This window comes from Kitasatospora sp. NPDC001095 (genome assembly GCF_053598615.1).
In genome coordinates this window covers 33973-50365 of sequence record NZ_JBSFKQ010000020.1, presented here as the reverse complement: position 1 = coordinate 50365, position 16393 = coordinate 33973, and the positions used below count along the sequence as shown (strand labels likewise).

Annotated in this window: 13 protein-coding genes; 5 read left to right on the top strand and 8 right to left on the bottom strand. The window is 74.9% G+C overall.

Features of this window, described 5'->3' with window-relative positions:
- Entirely contained in the window at window positions 1–2832 is a 2832-nt protein-coding gene (locus ACWDBB_RS18745; RefSeq protein ID WP_449790652.1) for a hypothetical protein, read from the bottom strand.
- Between the two features lie 314 nt (window positions 2833–3146).
- On the opposite strand from ACWDBB_RS18745, the gene ACWDBB_RS18740 reads away from it, so the two are divergent.
- Window positions 3147–3914 carry a hypothetical protein gene (locus ACWDBB_RS18740; protein ID WP_449790651.1) on the top strand — a complete coding sequence of 256 codons (768 nt, stop codon included), beginning with the start codon at window positions 3147–3149 and terminating at the stop codon, window positions 3912–3914.
- Window positions 3915–4091: 177 nt separating this feature from the next.
- Window positions 4092–4931 (top strand): SAM-dependent methyltransferase, encoded by an 840-nt coding sequence (locus ACWDBB_RS18735; protein ID WP_449790650.1) that lies wholly within the window; start codon window positions 4092–4094, stop codon window positions 4929–4931.
- 54 nt (window positions 4932–4985) lie between these two features.
- Here ACWDBB_RS18735 and ACWDBB_RS18730 read toward each other — a convergent pair whose 3' ends face one another.
- Both ACWDBB_RS18730 and ACWDBB_RS18725 read right to left on the bottom strand, forming a co-directional pair.
- Window positions 4986–5747 carry a response regulator transcription factor gene (locus ACWDBB_RS18730; RefSeq protein ID WP_449790707.1) on the bottom strand — a complete coding sequence of 254 codons (762 nt, stop codon included), beginning with the start codon at window positions 5745–5747 and terminating at the stop codon, window positions 4986–4988.
- Between the two features lie 5 nt (window positions 5748–5752).
- A complete protein-coding gene (locus ACWDBB_RS18725) occupies window positions 5753–6991 on the bottom strand; it encodes a sensor histidine kinase (RefSeq protein ID WP_449790649.1) in 1239 nt (412 codons plus the stop codon).
- 135 nt (window positions 6992–7126) lie between these two features.
- Between ACWDBB_RS18725 and ACWDBB_RS18720 the strand changes: the two genes are divergently transcribed.
- Together ACWDBB_RS18720 and ACWDBB_RS18715 are read left to right on the top strand one after the other, a co-directional pair.
- A complete protein-coding gene (locus ACWDBB_RS18720) occupies window positions 7127–8050 on the top strand; it encodes an ABC transporter ATP-binding protein (protein ID WP_449790648.1) in 924 nt (307 codons plus the stop codon).
- Window positions 8047–8922: an ABC transporter permease gene (locus ACWDBB_RS18715; RefSeq protein WP_449790647.1), complete on the top strand. Its 876-nt coding sequence runs from the start codon at window positions 8047–8049 to the stop codon at window positions 8920–8922. The genes ACWDBB_RS18720 and ACWDBB_RS18715 overlap by 4 nt, the downstream gene beginning before the upstream one ends.
- A gap of 71 nt (window positions 8923–8993) precedes the next feature.
- Here ACWDBB_RS18715 and ACWDBB_RS18710 read toward each other — a convergent pair whose 3' ends face one another.
- Together ACWDBB_RS18710 and ACWDBB_RS18705 are read right to left on the bottom strand one after the other, a co-directional pair.
- On the bottom strand, window positions 8994–9635 hold the full coding sequence (locus ACWDBB_RS18710; protein WP_449790646.1) for a maleylpyruvate isomerase N-terminal domain-containing protein: 642 nt from the start codon (window positions 9633–9635) through the stop codon (window positions 8994–8996).
- Window positions 9632–11173 (bottom strand): MFS transporter, encoded by a 1542-nt coding sequence (locus ACWDBB_RS18705; RefSeq protein ID WP_449790645.1) that lies wholly within the window; start codon window positions 11171–11173, stop codon window positions 9632–9634. Before ACWDBB_RS18705 ends, ACWDBB_RS18710 begins: the two co-directional genes overlap by 4 nt.
- Before the next feature lie 219 nt (window positions 11174–11392).
- Here ACWDBB_RS18705 and ACWDBB_RS18700 point away from each other — a divergent pair, with 219 nt between their 5' ends.
- Window positions 11393–13459: an MDR family MFS transporter gene (locus ACWDBB_RS18700; RefSeq protein WP_449790644.1), complete on the top strand. Its 2067-nt coding sequence runs from the start codon at window positions 11393–11395 to the stop codon at window positions 13457–13459.
- A 7-nt stretch (window positions 13460–13466) separates the two neighbouring features.
- Here the strand turns inward: ACWDBB_RS18700 and ACWDBB_RS18695 are convergent, their stop codons facing one another.
- The 3 genes from ACWDBB_RS18695 to ACWDBB_RS18685 all read right to left on the bottom strand — a co-directional run bounded on the left by ACWDBB_RS18695 (window position 13467) and on the right by ACWDBB_RS18685 (window position 16221).
- Window positions 13467–14036 carry a Uma2 family endonuclease gene (locus ACWDBB_RS18695; RefSeq protein ID WP_449790643.1) on the bottom strand — a complete coding sequence of 190 codons (570 nt, stop codon included), beginning with the start codon at window positions 14034–14036 and terminating at the stop codon, window positions 13467–13469.
- 171 nt (window positions 14037–14207) lie between these two features.
- On the bottom strand, window positions 14208–15467 hold the full coding sequence (locus tag ACWDBB_RS18690) for an MFS transporter (protein ID WP_449790642.1): 1260 nt from the start codon (window positions 15465–15467) through the stop codon (window positions 14208–14210).
- An 85-nt stretch (window positions 15468–15552) separates the two neighbouring features.
- On the bottom strand, window positions 15553–16221 hold the full coding sequence (locus ACWDBB_RS18685; RefSeq protein ID WP_449790641.1) for a GntR family transcriptional regulator: 669 nt from the start codon (window positions 16219–16221) through the stop codon (window positions 15553–15555).
- Between the last annotated feature and the right edge of the window lie 172 nt (window positions 16222–16393).

Here is a 16393-nt window from a genome sequence, read left to right as displayed (position 1 = left end):
TCAGGACTCCCCCGCGCGCAGTTCGGTGGCGATCTGCCGCCGGCCGGCCACCAGCGTCTCCAGCACCACCCCGAGGCAGGCCACCAGCGCCAGGCCCGCCGTGGGCAGCAGCACCGGCGGCGCCGCCGGATCCAGGGCGTGGCCGGCCCCGGCCCCGACCAGGGTGGAGAGGTCGAAGGCCGACCCGAGCAGGACGGCCGCCGCCACCGCGACCAGCCCGCCGCCGGCGGCCGCCACCAGGGTCCTCGGCAGCGCCTCCACGAGGATCAGCGCCAGCCCCTGCCGGGGCCGCAGGCCCATGGTGCGCAGCCGGGCGAGCACGGCCGTACGGTCGGGCGCGGCGCGCAGCAGCGTCAACAGGACCGCGAGGACGGCGAATCCGGCACTGGCGGGGACCGCGTACCGGAACAGCCGTCCGGCGGCCTGCTGCAGCGGGTCGGCGGCTAGGTGCCCGGCGTACTCGCGGCTGCTGCCCACCTCGTAGGCGGGCGGCAGTCCGTGGCTGCCCTTGCCGGCCGCCGCGGCGGCCTCCGCGACCCGCTTGGCGCTGCCGGTCGGCTGGACCACGCCCTGCTCCCGCAGCAGCGCCCTGACCCGCTCGGGGTCGACGTCTCCGACGGCCAGCCACCCGGTCGCCCGGCCGAGTTCCGGCAGGCGCTCCACCGCGGGGCCGGAGGGCACCACGACGAACGGCAGGCTCGGGTCCGGCAGCGCCGGGGTCGCGGTGACGATCCCGGCGACGGTGGTGCGCAGCTCGTTCGCGGTGGACAGGTGCACCGTCGGCGCGCCGGCGGCCAGCCGGTCGGCCAGGTCGCGGCTGAACAGCGCGGGTACCGGGGTGTCAGGGCCGCCGGGAGTGCCGGCGAGCCTCGCCGGGTCGAAGCCGCCGGCGCCGAGGGTGCGGGCGATCTCGGCGTACGCGGCCGGCTCGGCGACCACGAGGGTCACCTTGGTGTAGTTGTTCGAACCGGCGCCGACGAACAGGGCCCTGCGGTCGACCCGGATCCCGGTCGCGCTCCGGGTGCCGGGCAGCGCGCCGGCGGCCTCGAGGAACCGGTCCGGCAGGGTCGCGTAGTCCGGGACGGACACGGCGACGTCGGCGCCGGTGGCGATGCGCGCGGCGCGCAGCCGCCCGTGGTCCACCGAGTCGAGCACGGTGGCGCCGAAGCCGGTCGCGGTGGTGGCGATCAGCAGGGCGAGCAGCGGCAGCGCGCTGGGCCGGCGACGGCCGGAGACGTCGCGGGCGGCCCGGGCGAGGCCGAGGAAGCCGATCAGTCCCCGGCCGCGGCCGACGAGGGCGGCCAGCCGGCCGAGGAGCAGCGGCTCGATCCGCGCCAGCAGCAGTCCGCCGGTGACCGCGAGCAGCAGCGGGGCGACGACGAGCAACGGGTCCACGGCGGCGCCGGAGTGGCCGACGCCCCGGCGGCGGGCCTCGGCCACCGCCGCGACGGTGGCGGCCAGCAGGGCGAGTTCGCCGATCGGCCGGCGCCACCGCCCGGCCGCCCGGGGGCGCGCCCAGAGCAGCGCGACCCGGGCCGGGAAGGCCAGCAGGGCGAGCAGGGTGGTGGCGAGGCCGGCCGCCGCCGCGGCGCCCCACCGGGGCGTGGGCAGCAGCACCAGGGCGAGCGCCGTCCCGAGCGCGGCGGCGGGCAGGACGGTCACCGCGCCCTCGCCGAGCAGCCGCAGCAGCACCCCGCCGAGCGAGCCGCCGCGGGCCCGCAGCAGCCGGAGTTCGGCGGCGCGCCGGTCGGCGGCGAGGACCGCGGCCAGGCAGAGCACCACCCCGGCGACCCCGGCGGCCCCGGTCGGGCCGATCGCGCTGAGCGCCGTCGCGGCGCGGTGGCGGTCGGCCGCCTCGGTGAGGACGTCGGGCAGGAACGAGCTGACCCGCAGGTCGGCCCGTCCGGTCGCGGCGACCAGGGCGTCGTTCTCCGGTCCGGCGAGCAGGTGGGCGGCGTCGGCCCGGGTGCGGTCCAGCCGGTCGGCGCGCAGCGGCGCGGGGTCGACGGCCAGCCGCCAGAAGTTCTGGACGTTCTCGCCCCAGGCGGTCAGCGCCGCCAGGCTCGCGCCGTCGACGAGCCCGGTGAAGCTCAGCCAGTCGTCGCCGTACTGACCGAGTTCCAGGCAGGGCTGGTCGGGGCAGCCGAGGTCGTCCCAGAACGGGTCCAGCGGGTCATTGACCCGGTAGATGCCGGTCACCACGCCGGCCCGCCGGACCTGGCCCTTGCTGCCGCTGTCGACGACGTCGCCGACCCTGATGCCGATCATCTCGGCGGCCGTGCGGCTCACGGCCATCGGCAGCGGCGCGCCGGCCGTGGCGGGGCCGGGCCAGCTGCCCTCGGTCAGGGTGACGCGGTCGGCGGAGCCGTCCAGGTACATCAGGGAGAGCCGCGGCGGTACTTCGGCGTTGAGCCGCGCGAAGTCCGGGTTGTACACCTTGTCGGCCGCGGTGCGGGTGCCGTGGGCGTGGCCCGGCGCGGAGAGCGGCAGCTTCGCGCCGAACCGCGCGGCGAGCTCCCGCTGGACGGCGTCGAGGTCGGCGGCGGTGTCGGTGGGGCGGCTCCTCGCGACGGCCTGCAGGCTGGTCGGGTGGATGCCCTTCTGTCGCACGTGGTCCCGCAGGGCCGCGTCCGCGCCCCGGTCCGCGAGGCGGGGGACGGCCACGGCGAGCAGGACGGTGACGAACGCGAGGGCCGCCACGAGCAGGGCGGCTGCCGGGTCGGCGCGCAGCCGGGTGCGGACCCAGCGCGCCGGGCGGTGGGCGGTCCCGGGGGTGCCGGGGGTCCTCGGGGTGCCGGGGAGGGCGGCCCCGGTGGTCAGCGTCTCCTCCACGGGGCGAGATCGTACAGATCAATTCCGCTTCGGTCAGGCGCGGTTGTGCTGGTGGGGGCCGCTCCTCGACGCCCTCGGCGGTGACTTGAACCGAACGGGTGCGCGCAGCCGTGAAAGATGGTGCCCAGAGGCACTCCTGACGGTCATCGGGGGCGTAAACCGCTCAAATCGGTGGTGCTTCGAACGCTGATGCGGGTACACCAGTTGACGGTCGTTCAGGTGTGTGGCGGCGCCCGTCCGCACCGCCCACCCCGTCCCGCGCGGCCGGAGGACCAGCGGGCCCGCGTGCCCGTGCGAAAGGCAAGGAGGCGTCCGTGACTCACGACTCGCGCACGCAGAACTCCCCCGGCGTCCGGTGGAGCATCCAGGACGTTCGGACCATCGCGATCCTGCGCCTCGGTGTCGGCCTGATCGGCATCCTGCTGCCGCCGGCCCTGCCGTTCGGCAACTGGCTGTCCGCCGTGGTGACGGGGCGCAGCACGGACGGCTTCTGGCCGGTCTCGATGAGCGCCTCGTACTACACCGACACCCGGAACCTCTTCGTCGGCGGGCTGTGCGCCCTCGGGGTGTTCCTGATCTGCTACCGCTTCGACCGCAGGGACGACCGCTGGAGCACGGCGGCCGGCTTCTTCGCGCTCGGGGTCGCGCTGTGCCCGACGTCCGCCGGGGGCGGGTCCGGTGTCCAGCGCACCGTCGGGGTGCTCCACCTGGTCTTCGCCGGCCTGCTGTTCGTCATGCTGGCGATGTTCTGCCTCTACTCCTTCCGCAACCCACGCTCCGCCCAGCCCGCCCGGGTGGGCACGGCCTACCTGGTGGCCGGGGTGGTGATCCTGGCCGCCCTGGGGCTCTCCGTCCTGGCCGGGGTGACGGGCGTCGGCTCGGACTGGCCGGTACGGCCGCTCTACCTGGGCGAGTGGCTGGCGACCTGGGCCTTCGGCATGGCCTGGATCGGCGCCGCACTCGAACTCGCGGCGCACGGCCGCCGGTCCCCCTCCGACCGGGGCGACGCCGAGACCACCGCGCTCCCCCACCAGTCGGACGCCGCCGCGTCCGACCAGAGGCACCCCGAGGCACAGGCCTGAGAGCCGCACCCGAGAGCCGCACCCGAGGGCCCGCGCCTGCGGGTCGAGCCTGAGAGTCGCGCCTGAGGTCGAGTCTGAGGGCCAGTCATCTCATCACATTGGAAGACCGTTACCATGCGCACCATGGGCCGCTGCCACCGCGGCCCATGACGAATGCCCAGCACCGGGAGAGCGAGCATGGCGAACGAGATCCGAGTCGAGCACGGTCCGCACAAGGATCCCCCGTCGGTGGACCTGCGGATGGACGTTCCGCACTCCGCCCGGGTCTACGACTACCTCATCGGCGGCAAGACCAACTTCGAGGCGGACCGGGTCGCGGCGCACGCCTCGGTGCAGGCCTGGCCGTCACTGCCCGTCTCGATGCGCACCACCCGCGACTTCATGCAGCGCGCGGTGCGCCAACTCGCCGAGCAGTACGGCGTGCGGCAGTTCCTCGACATCGGCACCGGCATCCCGACCTCGCCGAACGTGCACGAGATCGCCCAGGCGATCGCCCCCGAGGCCCGGGTCGCGTACGTCGACAACGACCCGATCGTGCTGACCCACGCGCGGGCCCTGATGGACAGCACGCCCGAGGGCCGCACCTGTTACGTGGACGCGGACTTCCGCGACCCGGAGTCGATCATCGGCGACCCCCGGCTGCGCGAGGTGCTCGACTTCTCGCAGCCGGTGGCGCTGTCGCTGATCGCGATCGTCCACTTCGTACTGGACGAGGACGACCCGCAGGGCATCGTGCGCCGCTTCATGGACGCCCTGGCGCCGGGCAGCTTCCTCGCCCTGACCGTCTTTACCGGGGACACCGACCCGGTGGGGGTCGGCGGCGTGGGCCGCGAGTACAACGCCCGCGGCATCCCGCTCCAGATCCGCGACAAGGCCGAGGCGGAGGCCTTCTTCGCGGGCTACGAGCTGCTCGACCCGGGGGTCACGCTGGTGCACCACTGGCGGCCGGACGCCGGTGCCGCGCCCGTCCGCGACCAGGACATCGCGATGTACGCGGGCGTGGCCGTCAAGCGCTGAGCAACCGGCGCCCGACGACCGATCGCGGAATCGTTCCCGCGGTGGCGGGCCCGGTCAGCCGGACACGGAGACCAGGCCCGCCTCGTACGCCAGGATGACCAGCTGCACCCGGTCCCGGGCGTCGAGCTTGGCCAGCAGCCGGGTCATGTACGTCTTGACGGTCGCGATGCTGAGCACCAGTTCGGCGGCGATCTCGGAGTTGGACAGGCCCAGGCCGACCAGGGTGAGGATCTCCCGCTCGCGCCCGGTGATCGCCGCCAGCCGCCGCTCGGCGGCGGCAGCGGTGGCGGCGGCAGCGGTGGCGGCGGCAGCGGTGGCGGCGGCAGCGGTGGCGGCGGCAGCGGTGGCGGCGGCGGCAGTGTCGGCGGCGGCGATGGCGGAAACGGCGGCCGCGGCTGGAGCGGCGGCAGCGGCGAAGGCCCCGATCAGCCGCCGGGTGACGCTCGGCGCGATCAGCGCGTCCCCGGCGGCGACCACCCGTACCGCGCCGAGGATGTCGTCCAGCGCCATGTCCTTGACCAGGAAGCCGGACGCCCCCGCGTGCAGCGCCGCGTACACGTGCTCGTCCTCGTCGAAGGTGGTGAGCACCACTACCCTGGTCGGCCCGCCGTCCGCGGTCACCAGCCGAGTGGCCTCGATGCCGTCCATGCCCGGCATCCGGATGTCCATCACCACGACGTCCGGCTGCAGTTCGGCGGCCAGCCGGACGGCCTCCGCCCCGGTGCCCGCCTCGCCGACCACCTCGACGTCCGCCGTCTCCGCGATCACCATCTCCAACGCGGCGCGCACCAGCGGCTGGTCGTCGGCCAGCACCACCCGGATCACGCGCCCGCCTCCTCGACCGACGAGCCAGGACCCGACACCGACACCGACGCCGACGCCGGCACCGGCACCGGCAACCGGGCGGCCACCCGGAAGCCGCCCCCGGGCAGCGGCCCGGCCTCGAACTCGCCGCGCAGCAGGGCGACCCGCTCCCGCAGCCCGGCCAGCCCGAACCCGCCGCCCGGCCCCTCCCCGGAGCCACTGCCCCGGTCGGCGACCTCGACCGACAGCTCCCCCGCCGCCCGGTGGTCCACCGTGACCACGCAGGCGCCGACGTCCGCGTGCCGCACCACGTTGGTCACCGATTCCTGGACGATCCGGAACGCCGCGAGGTCGACCTCCGGCGGCAGCGGCCCCGGTTCGCCGTGCCGCCGCACCTCCACCCGTACCCCCGCGGCGGTGGTCGCCCCGGCCAGCCGGTCGAGGTCCGCCAGGCCCTGCGGCACCGTGGCCGAGGCCTCTCCGTCGGCCCGGCGCAGCACGAACAGCATCCGGCGCAGCGTGGCCAGGGTCTCCCGTCCGGCGGACTCGATCTCGCCCAGCGCCTGCTTGGCCCGCTCCGGCCGACGGTCGATCACCCGGCGGGCGGCGCCGGCCTGGAGGGCGACGATACCGAGGCTGTGCGCGACGGTGTCGTGCATCTCCCGGGCGATCCGCAGCCGTTCGGCGGTGACGGCCTCCTCGGCCACCCGGGCGCTGAGCGCCTCGGCGTGCTCCCGGTTCTGCCGCACCGAGCGGCCGATCAGCCAGGCGACCAGCGCGAGCAGCGCGGCGCCGTCGGCCGAGCCGATGTGGGTACCGGTGAAGATGCCCACCGTGTTGCCGTGCACCATGCCGATGTGCAGCATCAGGAAGGCCATGACCAGCGCGAACGCGGCCCGGGAGCTGCGCCGCGGCCGGGTCGCGGTGATCAGGCAGAGCGCGGTGTCCACCGCGAGCAGGGCGCCGGGCGGCACCTGCGCGCCGCCGGCCCAGCCGTCGGTCTCGGTGAACGCGGCGACCAGCAGCAGGACGACGGAGAGCACCGGCAGCCGTCGTACCAGCGCCGCGCCCGCGAAGGCCACCGCCGTGTCGGCCAGGGTGAACGCCCAGCCGCCGTGGGCGGCGGCGCCGGGGTGCTGCGCGGCCTGGCCGCCGAGCCGGACGGCGGGGTAACCGGCCGCCACGCACCAGGCGAGGCCGACCCAGGCCTCGGGCGGAACGCGCCGGAGCAGCGGCGGGGAGGGGGGTGAGGGCATGGTCCACGATCGTAACGACGGTCCGGGACGCCGTCATCCAACCGTGGTTGTACGGCCCCGGGTGGCCTCCGGTGGCTCGCGGTGTCGACACCGGTCCGATGTGCCCGCCCCACGATCCCCGGCACCGTGGGGCGCATGATCGAAGTCACCGAGCTGACGAAGCGCTACGGCCGCGGCCACCGCGTCCGCACCGCCGTCGACCGCCTCTCCTTCACCGTCCGGCCCGGCCGGGTCACCGGCTTCCTCGGCCCCAACGGCGCGGGCAAGTCCACCACCCTGCGGCTGGTCCTCGGCCTGGGCGACCCGACCTCCGGCACCGTCACCGTGGACGGCCGTCCCTTCCGCGGCCGGCCGCGCGGCCTGCGTGACGCCGGCGCCCTGCTGGACGCGGGCGACGCCCACGGCGGGCGCACCGGCCGGGCCCAACTGCGGGCGCTGGCCCGCGCCAACGCGATCCCGGCCGCCCGGGTCGAGCAGGTGCTGCACGAGGTCGGGCTCACCGAGGCCGCCGGGCGGCGGATCCGCGGCTACTCGCTCGGCATGCGGCAGCGGCTCGGCATCGCCGGCGCGCTGCTCGGCGACCCGCCGGTGCTGCTGTTCGACGAGCCGCTGAACGGACTGGACCCGGAGGGCGTGCTCTGGGTGCGCGGGCTGTTCCGGCGGCTCGCCGCCGAGGGCCGGACCGTCTTCGTCTCCAGCCACATGATGGCCGAGATGGAGCACACCGCCGACCACCTGGTGGTGATCGGGCGCGGCCGGCTGCTCGCCGACGAGAGCCTCACCGAGTTCGCCGCCCGAGCGGGCCTGCGCGCCGTCACCGTCCGGGCCGCCGAACCCGAGCGGCTCACCGCCGTGTTGACGACGGCCGGCGCCACCGTCCGGCCCGGCCCGGACGGCGAGCTCGCGGTGAGCGGCCTGGACGCCACCCGGATCGGCGAACTCGCCCTGGAGCAGCGCCTGTTGCTGCACGCCCTGACCACCCGGGGCGCCTCCCTCGAGGAGGCGTTCATGGACCTGACCGCCGACAGCGTCGAGTACCCCGCCGGAGAACCCCGTTGAGCACCCTGCCCGCCCCGCACCGCACCGACCCCTCCTCGCCCCGCACCGGCCCCGCCTCGCTCCGCACCGAACCGCGCGCCCGCATCGGCGACCTGCTGGCCGCCGAGTGGATCAAGTTCTGGTCGCTGCGCTCGGTCCCCTGGGTGCTCGGTCTCAGCGCCGTGGCGATCGTCGCCGCCGGCCTCAAGTCCGCGCTCTACACCCGCGACCACTACACCCCGGGCGAGGATGACCCCGCGGTCATGGCGCAGGTGGCGCTCAACGACGCGTTCAACGTCGCCTCCGCCGACATCCTGATGCTGGTCGCGGGCGGCCTCGGCGCGCTCGCCATCGCGGGCGAGTACGCGACCGGTCTGATCCGCACCACCCTGGCGGCCGTGCCCGACCGCCGGGCGGTGCTCGTCGCCAAGGCCTGCGTACTGGCCGCCGTGCTGTTCGGCTACGGGGTGCTCACCGTCGGCGCCTCCTTCGGTGGGAGCCAGGCGATCCTGGCCGGGACGGGCATCGGACAGTCCGTCACCGATCCGGCCGCGCTGCGGTACGTCGCGGCTGCGGTGCTGTTCGGCCCGGTCTGCGCCCTGGTCGGCCTCGGCCTCGGCACCCTGATCCGGCACGGCGCGGGGGCCGTGGTGGCCACCGTCGGGGTGCTGTTCTTCGTCCCGTCGCTGATCACCGAGCGCTACCGCTGGAGCGCCGACCTGCTGCACGCCCTGCCGCTGCCCGCCTGGCAGCGCCTGGCCCGGACCACCCTGGCGGGCCTGCGCCCGTCCGAGTACCCGGCCACCGTCACGGGTGCCTGGACCACCTTCGCGGTGTGGTCGCTGGCCTCGGTGGCCGTCGCGGCTCTCGCCATCCACCGCCGGGACCACTGAGGGCCCACCTGCGCGGCACAGCACGAGACGCGGCACAGCGCGAAACCCGGCACAGCGCGAAGCACGGCGGCTCAGAACGCCGCGATGCTGCCCGGTGCCCGCTCGGCCCGACTGAGCGCCCGCAGCACGGCCGCCCGGCCGTGCCGCCGGACGGCCAGCCGGGCCAGTAGGCCGATCACCGACTCGGCGGTCTCCGGCGGCAGTTCGGGTCCGTCCACGGCGACGCTCACCGCGAGGTCGTCGCCGTGGACGGCGAGTTCCATCGTCCGGCTGGCCAGCAGGTCGTCGAGGGTCAGTGCCCACGGGCCCCAGAACGGCAGCCGGGCAGGCCGGGTGGCGTCCGCCGCCGCCAGGGCGTCCGCGAGCTCCGGCAGTACGGCGGCGAGCCGGCGGTGCAGCACGGCCGGCCCGTCGGCCGCGAAGGCCTCACTGCCCTGCCGGATCCGTACGTTGACGTCCGCGTCGAGCGCGGCGCCGACCCAGGCCGACCGGGCGTAGTGGTCCAGCAGCCCGACCACCGGCTCCGCCGGTACGGGCGCGGCCAACGCCTCCGGCACGCACAGGACCTGGTAGGCCAGGTGCCCGGCCAGCCCGCCGACGCTCCACTGCGCCAGCGCGCTCGGCCGCCGCCAGGCCCGGGCCACCTCCGGGCGGCGCAGCAGCTCCTCGGCTGCCGCGGCGGCGGCCAGGAAGTCCGTCCGGGCGCCCGTCACGGCTCGTCTCCGCCGCGCGGCCCGTCCCCCACCCGCGGCCCGTCCCCGACCCTCGGCCCGGCGGCCCGGAAGCTGCCCCGGCCCGAGGCCATGTCGGCGACCGCCACCAGCAGCGCCGCCAGCACCAGGCCGGCCGCGACCGTCACGCCCAGCTGGAAGGCCAGCGCCCAGTCCGGGCGGGGCCCGGTCGCACGGGCGAAGAACACCGAGCCGACGACGGCGATGCCCACCGCCGACCCGACCCGCTGCGCGGTCTGCAGCACCCCGCCCGCGCTGCCAGCCCGGGCCACCGGCACCTGTTGGAGGGTCAGCGTCTGGTTCGGGGCGATCACCAGCCCGCTGCCCGCCCCGGCGACCAGCAGCGGCAGCGCCGTCGTCCATCCCACGTGGGGCCCCGACCACAGCTGCACCGCCAGCGCCGAGGCCAGCAGCCCGGCCAGCACCAGCAGCAGTCCGGCCACCACCAACCGCCGCCCGAGCCGGCTCACCAGCCGCCCGCCCACCGCCGCGGACACCCCCGAGCCGACCGCGAACGGCGTGACGGCCAGGCCCGCCGTCAGCGCCGAGTAGTGCAGGCCCGCCTGGAGGTAGAGCGTGAAGATGAAGAAGACCGCGGTGAACCCGGCGAAGTACACCAGCGACAGCAGCGTTCCCGCCGCGTACGGCCGCACCGCGAACAGCGCCATGCTCACCAGCGGTTCCCGCCGCCGCCCGTAGTGCAGCTCCCAGCCGACGAACACGGCGAGCAGCACCGCCGCCAGCGGCAGCAGCAACCAGCGGACCCAGCCGTGCCACTGCTGGGCCTGGACGAACGGCAGCAGCAGCGAGACCGTCCCGGCGCCGAGCAGCAGCACGCCGACCGGGTCGAAGTCCCGGTGCCCGGCCCGCTGGTCGGCGGGCGGCGGCTCCGGAAGCAGCCGGTAGGCGATCGGCAGCAGGGCGACGCCGATCGGCAGGTTGACCAGGAACACCCAGCGCCAGCCGTTCTCCGGGCCGACGGCGTGGATCAGCAGCCCGCCGAGCAGCGGTCCGACGGCGGTGGACAGCCCGATGGTCGCGCCGAGGGCGCCGAAGGCCCGGCCGCGCTCAGCGCCCTGGAACAGCACCTGGATGAAGCCGGACACCTGCGGCACCAGCACGCCGCCGGCCGCGCCCTGGAACAGCCGGGCGAGCACCAGCCACTCCTGGCTCTGCGCCGCGCCGGCGAGCGCGCTGGCCACGGTGAACAGGGCGAGCCCGGCGAGGAAGACGGCCCGCCGGCTGCGCGCGTCGCCGAGCCGCCCGGCGGGCACCAGCACCAGGCCGAAGGCCAGCGAGTAGCCGCTGAGCACCCACTGCAGGCCGCTCTCGGACATGTGCAGCCCGACCCGTACGGTCGGCAGCGCGACGTTGACGATGCTGACGTCCAGCAGGGTCATGAAGCCGGCGACGAGGCAGACGGTGAGCGCCCGCCACCGCCGGGCGGCGGCCCGGGCGCCCACGGCGGTGGATCCGGACTGCTCGGGGTTCGTGGTGTGGCGCGGGGGGTCGGCGTTCATGGGAGCCTCCCGGGGGCCGGGGCTTCCTGGTCGACATCCTGGTCGACGGGGCATCTGGTCGATGGGGCGTCCTGGGTCGACGGGTGATCGTCGTTCGGCCCGGCTCGGATCATCGTCGCCCGGCCCACCTGTGCCCGCCACCCGGGCGGATTCCACCCGCTGTCACCCGAACGGCCGAACCGGATCGCGACCGCCGCCCGCGCCCCGGAGGCTGACGGCATGACCGTCGCCAGCGAGACCGCGCCCTCCGCCCCTCCGGTGCTGGACGTCCGGCAGCGGAACGTCGTCTTCGCCACCATCGTGCTGGGCGTGCTGCTGGCCGCCCTCGACCAGACCATCGTCGGCACCGCGCTGCCCACCATCGTCGCGGACCTCGGCGGGGCCGCGCACATGTCCTGGGTGGTGACCTCCTACCTGCTGGCCGAGACGGTGGCCACCGTGCTGGCCGGCAAGTTCGGCGACCTGTACGGGCGCAAGCTGCTGTTCCAGATCTCCGCCATCGTCTTCGTCGCCGGCTCGTTCCTGTGCGGCCTGGCCACCTCCATGACCCTGCTGATCACCTGGCGCGCCGTGCAGGGCTTCGGCGCGGGCGGCCTGATGGTCACCTCCATGGCGCTGATCGCGGACGTCATCCCGCTGCGCGAGCGCGGCAAGTACCAGGGCGCGATGGGCGCGGTGTTCGGCGTCGCCACGGTGATCGGGCCGCTGCTGGGCGGGCTGTTCACCGACCACCTGTCCTGGCGCTGGGCGTTCTACGTCAACGTGCCGCTCGCGGTCGTGGTGGTCGCCGCCGCCGCCCGGACCATCCCGTCCGTCCGCTCGGCGACCCGCCCGGTCGTCGATTACCTGGGCATCGTGCTGGTCGCGGCCGGCGCCGGCGCGCTGATCCTGGCGACCAGTTGGGGCGGCAACCAGTACGCCTGGGGCTCCGGGGTGATCATCGGCCTGTTCGTCGGCGGCGCGCTGGCGCTCGGCCTGTTCTGCTGGGTGGAGACCCGGGCCGTCGAACCGATGCTGCCGATGCGGCTGTTCCGCAACCCGGTGTTCACGGTCTGCTCGGTGCTCAGCTTCATCGTCGGCTTCGCCATGCTCGGCGCGCTGACCTTCCTGCCGACCTTCCTCCAGTACGTGGACGGCGACTCGGCGACCGTCTCCGGCGTCCGGACACTGCCGATGGTGATCGGTCTGCTGATCGCCTCGGTCGCCAGCGGCAACGCGGTCAGCAAGACCGGGCAGTACCGGCTGTTCCCGATCGTCGGCACGGCGGTGATGGCCCTCGGCCTCTACCTGCTCTCCCGGCTGGAACCCGGCACCGGATCCGTACTCGCCTCGCTCTACATGTTCGTGCTCGGCGCCGGCATCGGACTGAGCATGCAGGTGCTCACCATCGCCGTGCAGAACACCGTCGACTACGCCGACCTCGGCACCGCGACCTCCGGGGTGACCTTCTTCCGCACCATCGGCAGCTCCTTCGGCACGGCGGTGTTCGGCACCATCTACGCCAACAGCCTGAAGACCGAACTCGTCGGCGGGATCGCCACCGCAGCCCGGCTCACCGGCGCCGACCCGGCCGCGCTCACCCACGCCGCGCAGAGCCCGCAGGGCCTGCACCAGCTGCCCGCCGACCAGGCCGCGCCGATCGTCCAGGCCTACTCCGACGCCTTGCACACCGTGTACCTGTGGACCATCCCGGTGGCCGTGATCGGCTTCGTGGTGTCGCTCTTCCTCAAACAGGTGCAGCTGCGCGACACCGCCCGGGCGGGCTCCACCGACATGGGCGAGGCCTTCGGCCAGCCGACCACCGCCGACTCCGACCCGCACCTGGAGTACGCGGTGTCCACGCTCGTACGAGGAGTGGACCTCGACACCGTCCGGACGATCGTCTCCGGCGCCGGCACCCGGGTGGACCTGGCCGGGGCCTGGGCGCTGATGGAGGTGGCCGGCCACACCAAGGCCGTCGGTTACGCCTCGCTGGACCTCGTCGGCGCCCGCAAGCGGGTGCCGCCCGAGGTCCTGGAGCCGGTCTTCGACCGGATGGCCGCCGAGGGCTACCTGCTCCGCGACGGCGACCACCTCTCCCTCACCGAGGCCGGAACCCACGAGGTCCGCACCCTCGCCCACGCCTGGTCCGACTGGCTCAACGCCCGCCTCGACGCCGACGCCGACCGCCCCCGCAGCCCCCGCCTGCGCGCCGCCGCCGACGCCATCGCCTGGCGCCTCCTGGTCGAGGACCTCGCCAACGGCCTCCCGGCCCACGTCCGCCCGACGGACGGCGCCACGGTCTAGGCGGCACCTACAGACGGGTGGTGTCGATGTCCAGGTCGAACGGCGCCGGGAGGTGAACGGGCACGCCGAAGGGATGCGGGCCGCTCTCGGCGGCGTAACCGAGGCGGGTCGGCTCGCTGTACAGGGTGCAGCTGCGGTTCTGCCGGTCGACGAGGAGGTAGAGCGGGGCGCCGTATTGGCCGTAGCGGCGACGCTTGACGACGCGGTCGGTCTCGGCGTTCGACGGCGAACTGACCTCGACGACCAGGAGGGTCTGATCGGGCAGCAACGCGCCCTCGGTCTTCAGGGCGAGTTCGGCCGGTACGACGGCCAGATCGGGGATGTACCAGTTCTCGCTGCCGGGCAGGTCGAGGTTGCCGGAGCCGGACACCAGGTCGAGCTGGTCCATTCGGGGTCCGAGCTGGCGGCGGACGATCTCGGCGGCGGACTCGTGCGCCCATGACGGCGACATGGGGGTGATGACTCCCTCGATGATCTCGGTGCGGTCGCCCGCGATGTGCCGGATCGCGTACTTCAGGGCCCGCTCGGGGTCGCTGACAGTGCTGTAGTCACCGGGGACCTGGGGTGCCGTACTCACAGCGCGTCTCCTTCCGTCATGTCATTCTCCCCCGGCTCGTGTGGCTGCCTCGCCCACTGACCGGACTTGGACGCACACTGACCGTTCATGCCCGCAGCAGCACCCTCGTGCAGCGCATTCTGTCTCCCCGCCCGGGAACGGGCGTGGAGGCAGGAGAGCGGCGGCCGGGCGTCAGCGGGAGGCTTCCGCCGGGGTCGGGGCGGGGGCCGCGCGGCGGGAGGAGAGGACGATCACGGCGAGACTGGCGAGGGCGAGGGCCGTCACCACGGTGAGCATCACGGTGTAGGAGGCCATCGAGGAGAGCGCCGCGAGCACGGCGGGCAGCAGGAAACCCGAGTAGCAGAGCGCGTAGTAGACGCCGGTGATGCCGGCCAGGTCGTCCGGGGTGACGATGCGCTGGATCTCCAGCAGTCCGGAGACCACCCCGATCCCGTACGCGGCGCCGAGCAGGACCGCGCCGCCCAGGCCGAGCAGCGGGGAGCGGACCGCCGCGTCGCCGGCGCAGACGGCCATGCCGCAGGCCATCAGCACCATGGAGACGATGACGCCGCGCGCCGAGGAGAGCGAGTCCAGGCGCTTGGCGAAGGGCTGGACGAGGGCGCCGGTGCCGAGGGTGAGGACGGTCAGCAGGGTCGCGTAGGCCAGCGACCAGTCGCCGAGCCGGTCGCCGACCAGCTGCGGGGTCACCGCGTACGCGACGCCTGCCGAGCCGAACACCCACGGGGCCATCGGCAGCACGACCCGGACGAAGCGCCGGTGCCCGGCCGCCGGGACCTTGAGGTCCGCCCAGAGGCTGCGGACGGCCGCCGAACGGGCCCGGGTCTCGACGGCCCTCGGGAGCAGGAACAGCGCGGGCAGGGTGACCAGCAGGTGGGCGAGGTACGGGGTGACCATCGGCCAGGGGCCCCACTGGGCGAGCACCCCGGCCACCCCGGCGCCGAGGCCGAAGCCGAGGGTCAGGGCGAGGGAGGCGCGGCGGGCGCCGGCGCCCGGGTCGGCGGCCGGGTCGTGCGGGGCCTGGGAGAGCTCCTTGACCCAGCTGGTGCCGACGGCCATCGCGATGCCGACGGCTATGCCGGTGAGGAACCGCCCGGCGTAGATGGGGAGTTCACCGGCGGCACCGCCGCACAGCACCGCGCTGGCGGCGAGCGAGACGGCCACCGCGCCGATCATCAGCGGGCGGCGCCCGTAGCGGTCCGAGGCCGCGCCGCCGACCAGCAGCCCGGGGACCAGTCCGAGGACGTACGCCCCCAGGAAGGCGTCCACGGTGACCTCCGAGTAGCCGCCGAGGTGGCGGTACATCAGCAGCAGCGGGGTGAACTGGTTGCCGCCCCACCCGCAGCAGAGCATGGCCAGGGCCGCGGGCAGCCACGGCCGCCCCCGGCCGGACGGTGCGACGGGACCGGCGGACGGCGGCCGGGTGGTGCTCATGGTGGTGCTGCTCCTTGTCGGATGGTCGGTCCCGGCGGTCCGTCGGGGGTGTGCGCGCACGGTCGTCGGCGCGCGGTGAAGGGGGTCAGCGGTCGGTGACCGCCCGGTGGGCGTCCAGGTGGGCGCGCAGGGCGGCGGTGAAGCCCTCGGCGTCACGGGCCGCGATCCGCTCGACGAGCACGGTGTGCTCCTCGACCAGCGTGGCCAGCCGTTCCGCCTGCCGTTCCGGCCGCACCTGGAGCAGTTGGACGGCCATCCGGCGCTGGCGGTCGCGCAGCGTCCCGTAGAACCGTTCGGCGAGCTCGTTGCCGGAGGCCGTCACGATGCCCCGGTGGAAGGCCTCGTCGGCGTCGGCGAAGGCGCCGAGGTCGGCCCGGCGGGCCGGTCCGCGCTGCTGGTCGATCAGTTCGGACAGCTGCCGGACCAGCGCGTCGAGGCCGTCGGGGCGGCGGGTGATCCGGCGCACGGCGGTGCTCTCCAGCGCCTCGCGAAGTTCCAGCACGTCCTCGGCCTCACCGGGGCCGACCGGCACCACGACGGCTCCGCGCTTGGGGAAGAGCTGGAGCAGCCCCTCGGCCTGCAGCCGCAGGAAGGCCTCCCGGACGGGTGTGCGGCTGAGCGAGGCGCGCTCGGCGATCTCGCCCTCGCTGATCAGCGTCCCGCCGGGCAGGGCGCCGCCGAGGATGAGGTCCTTGGTCAGTTCGTACGCGCGGTCCGCGGCCGGTACGCGGGCGGGGGGCGGGGTGTCGGCCATGGAGCACACCGTAGCACCATAGATGCAAGCTTAGATGCAACAGCTGGATGGGTTCTTCGGCGGAGCCCGAGCATCGGTTTCGGTACTGCTCAGGGCCCGAAGAATGCGCTTTCTCAGTCCCTCCCGCAGGGCCGAGGATGGGCGGGGCCAACAGCCTGCCGGGAGGAAGCCT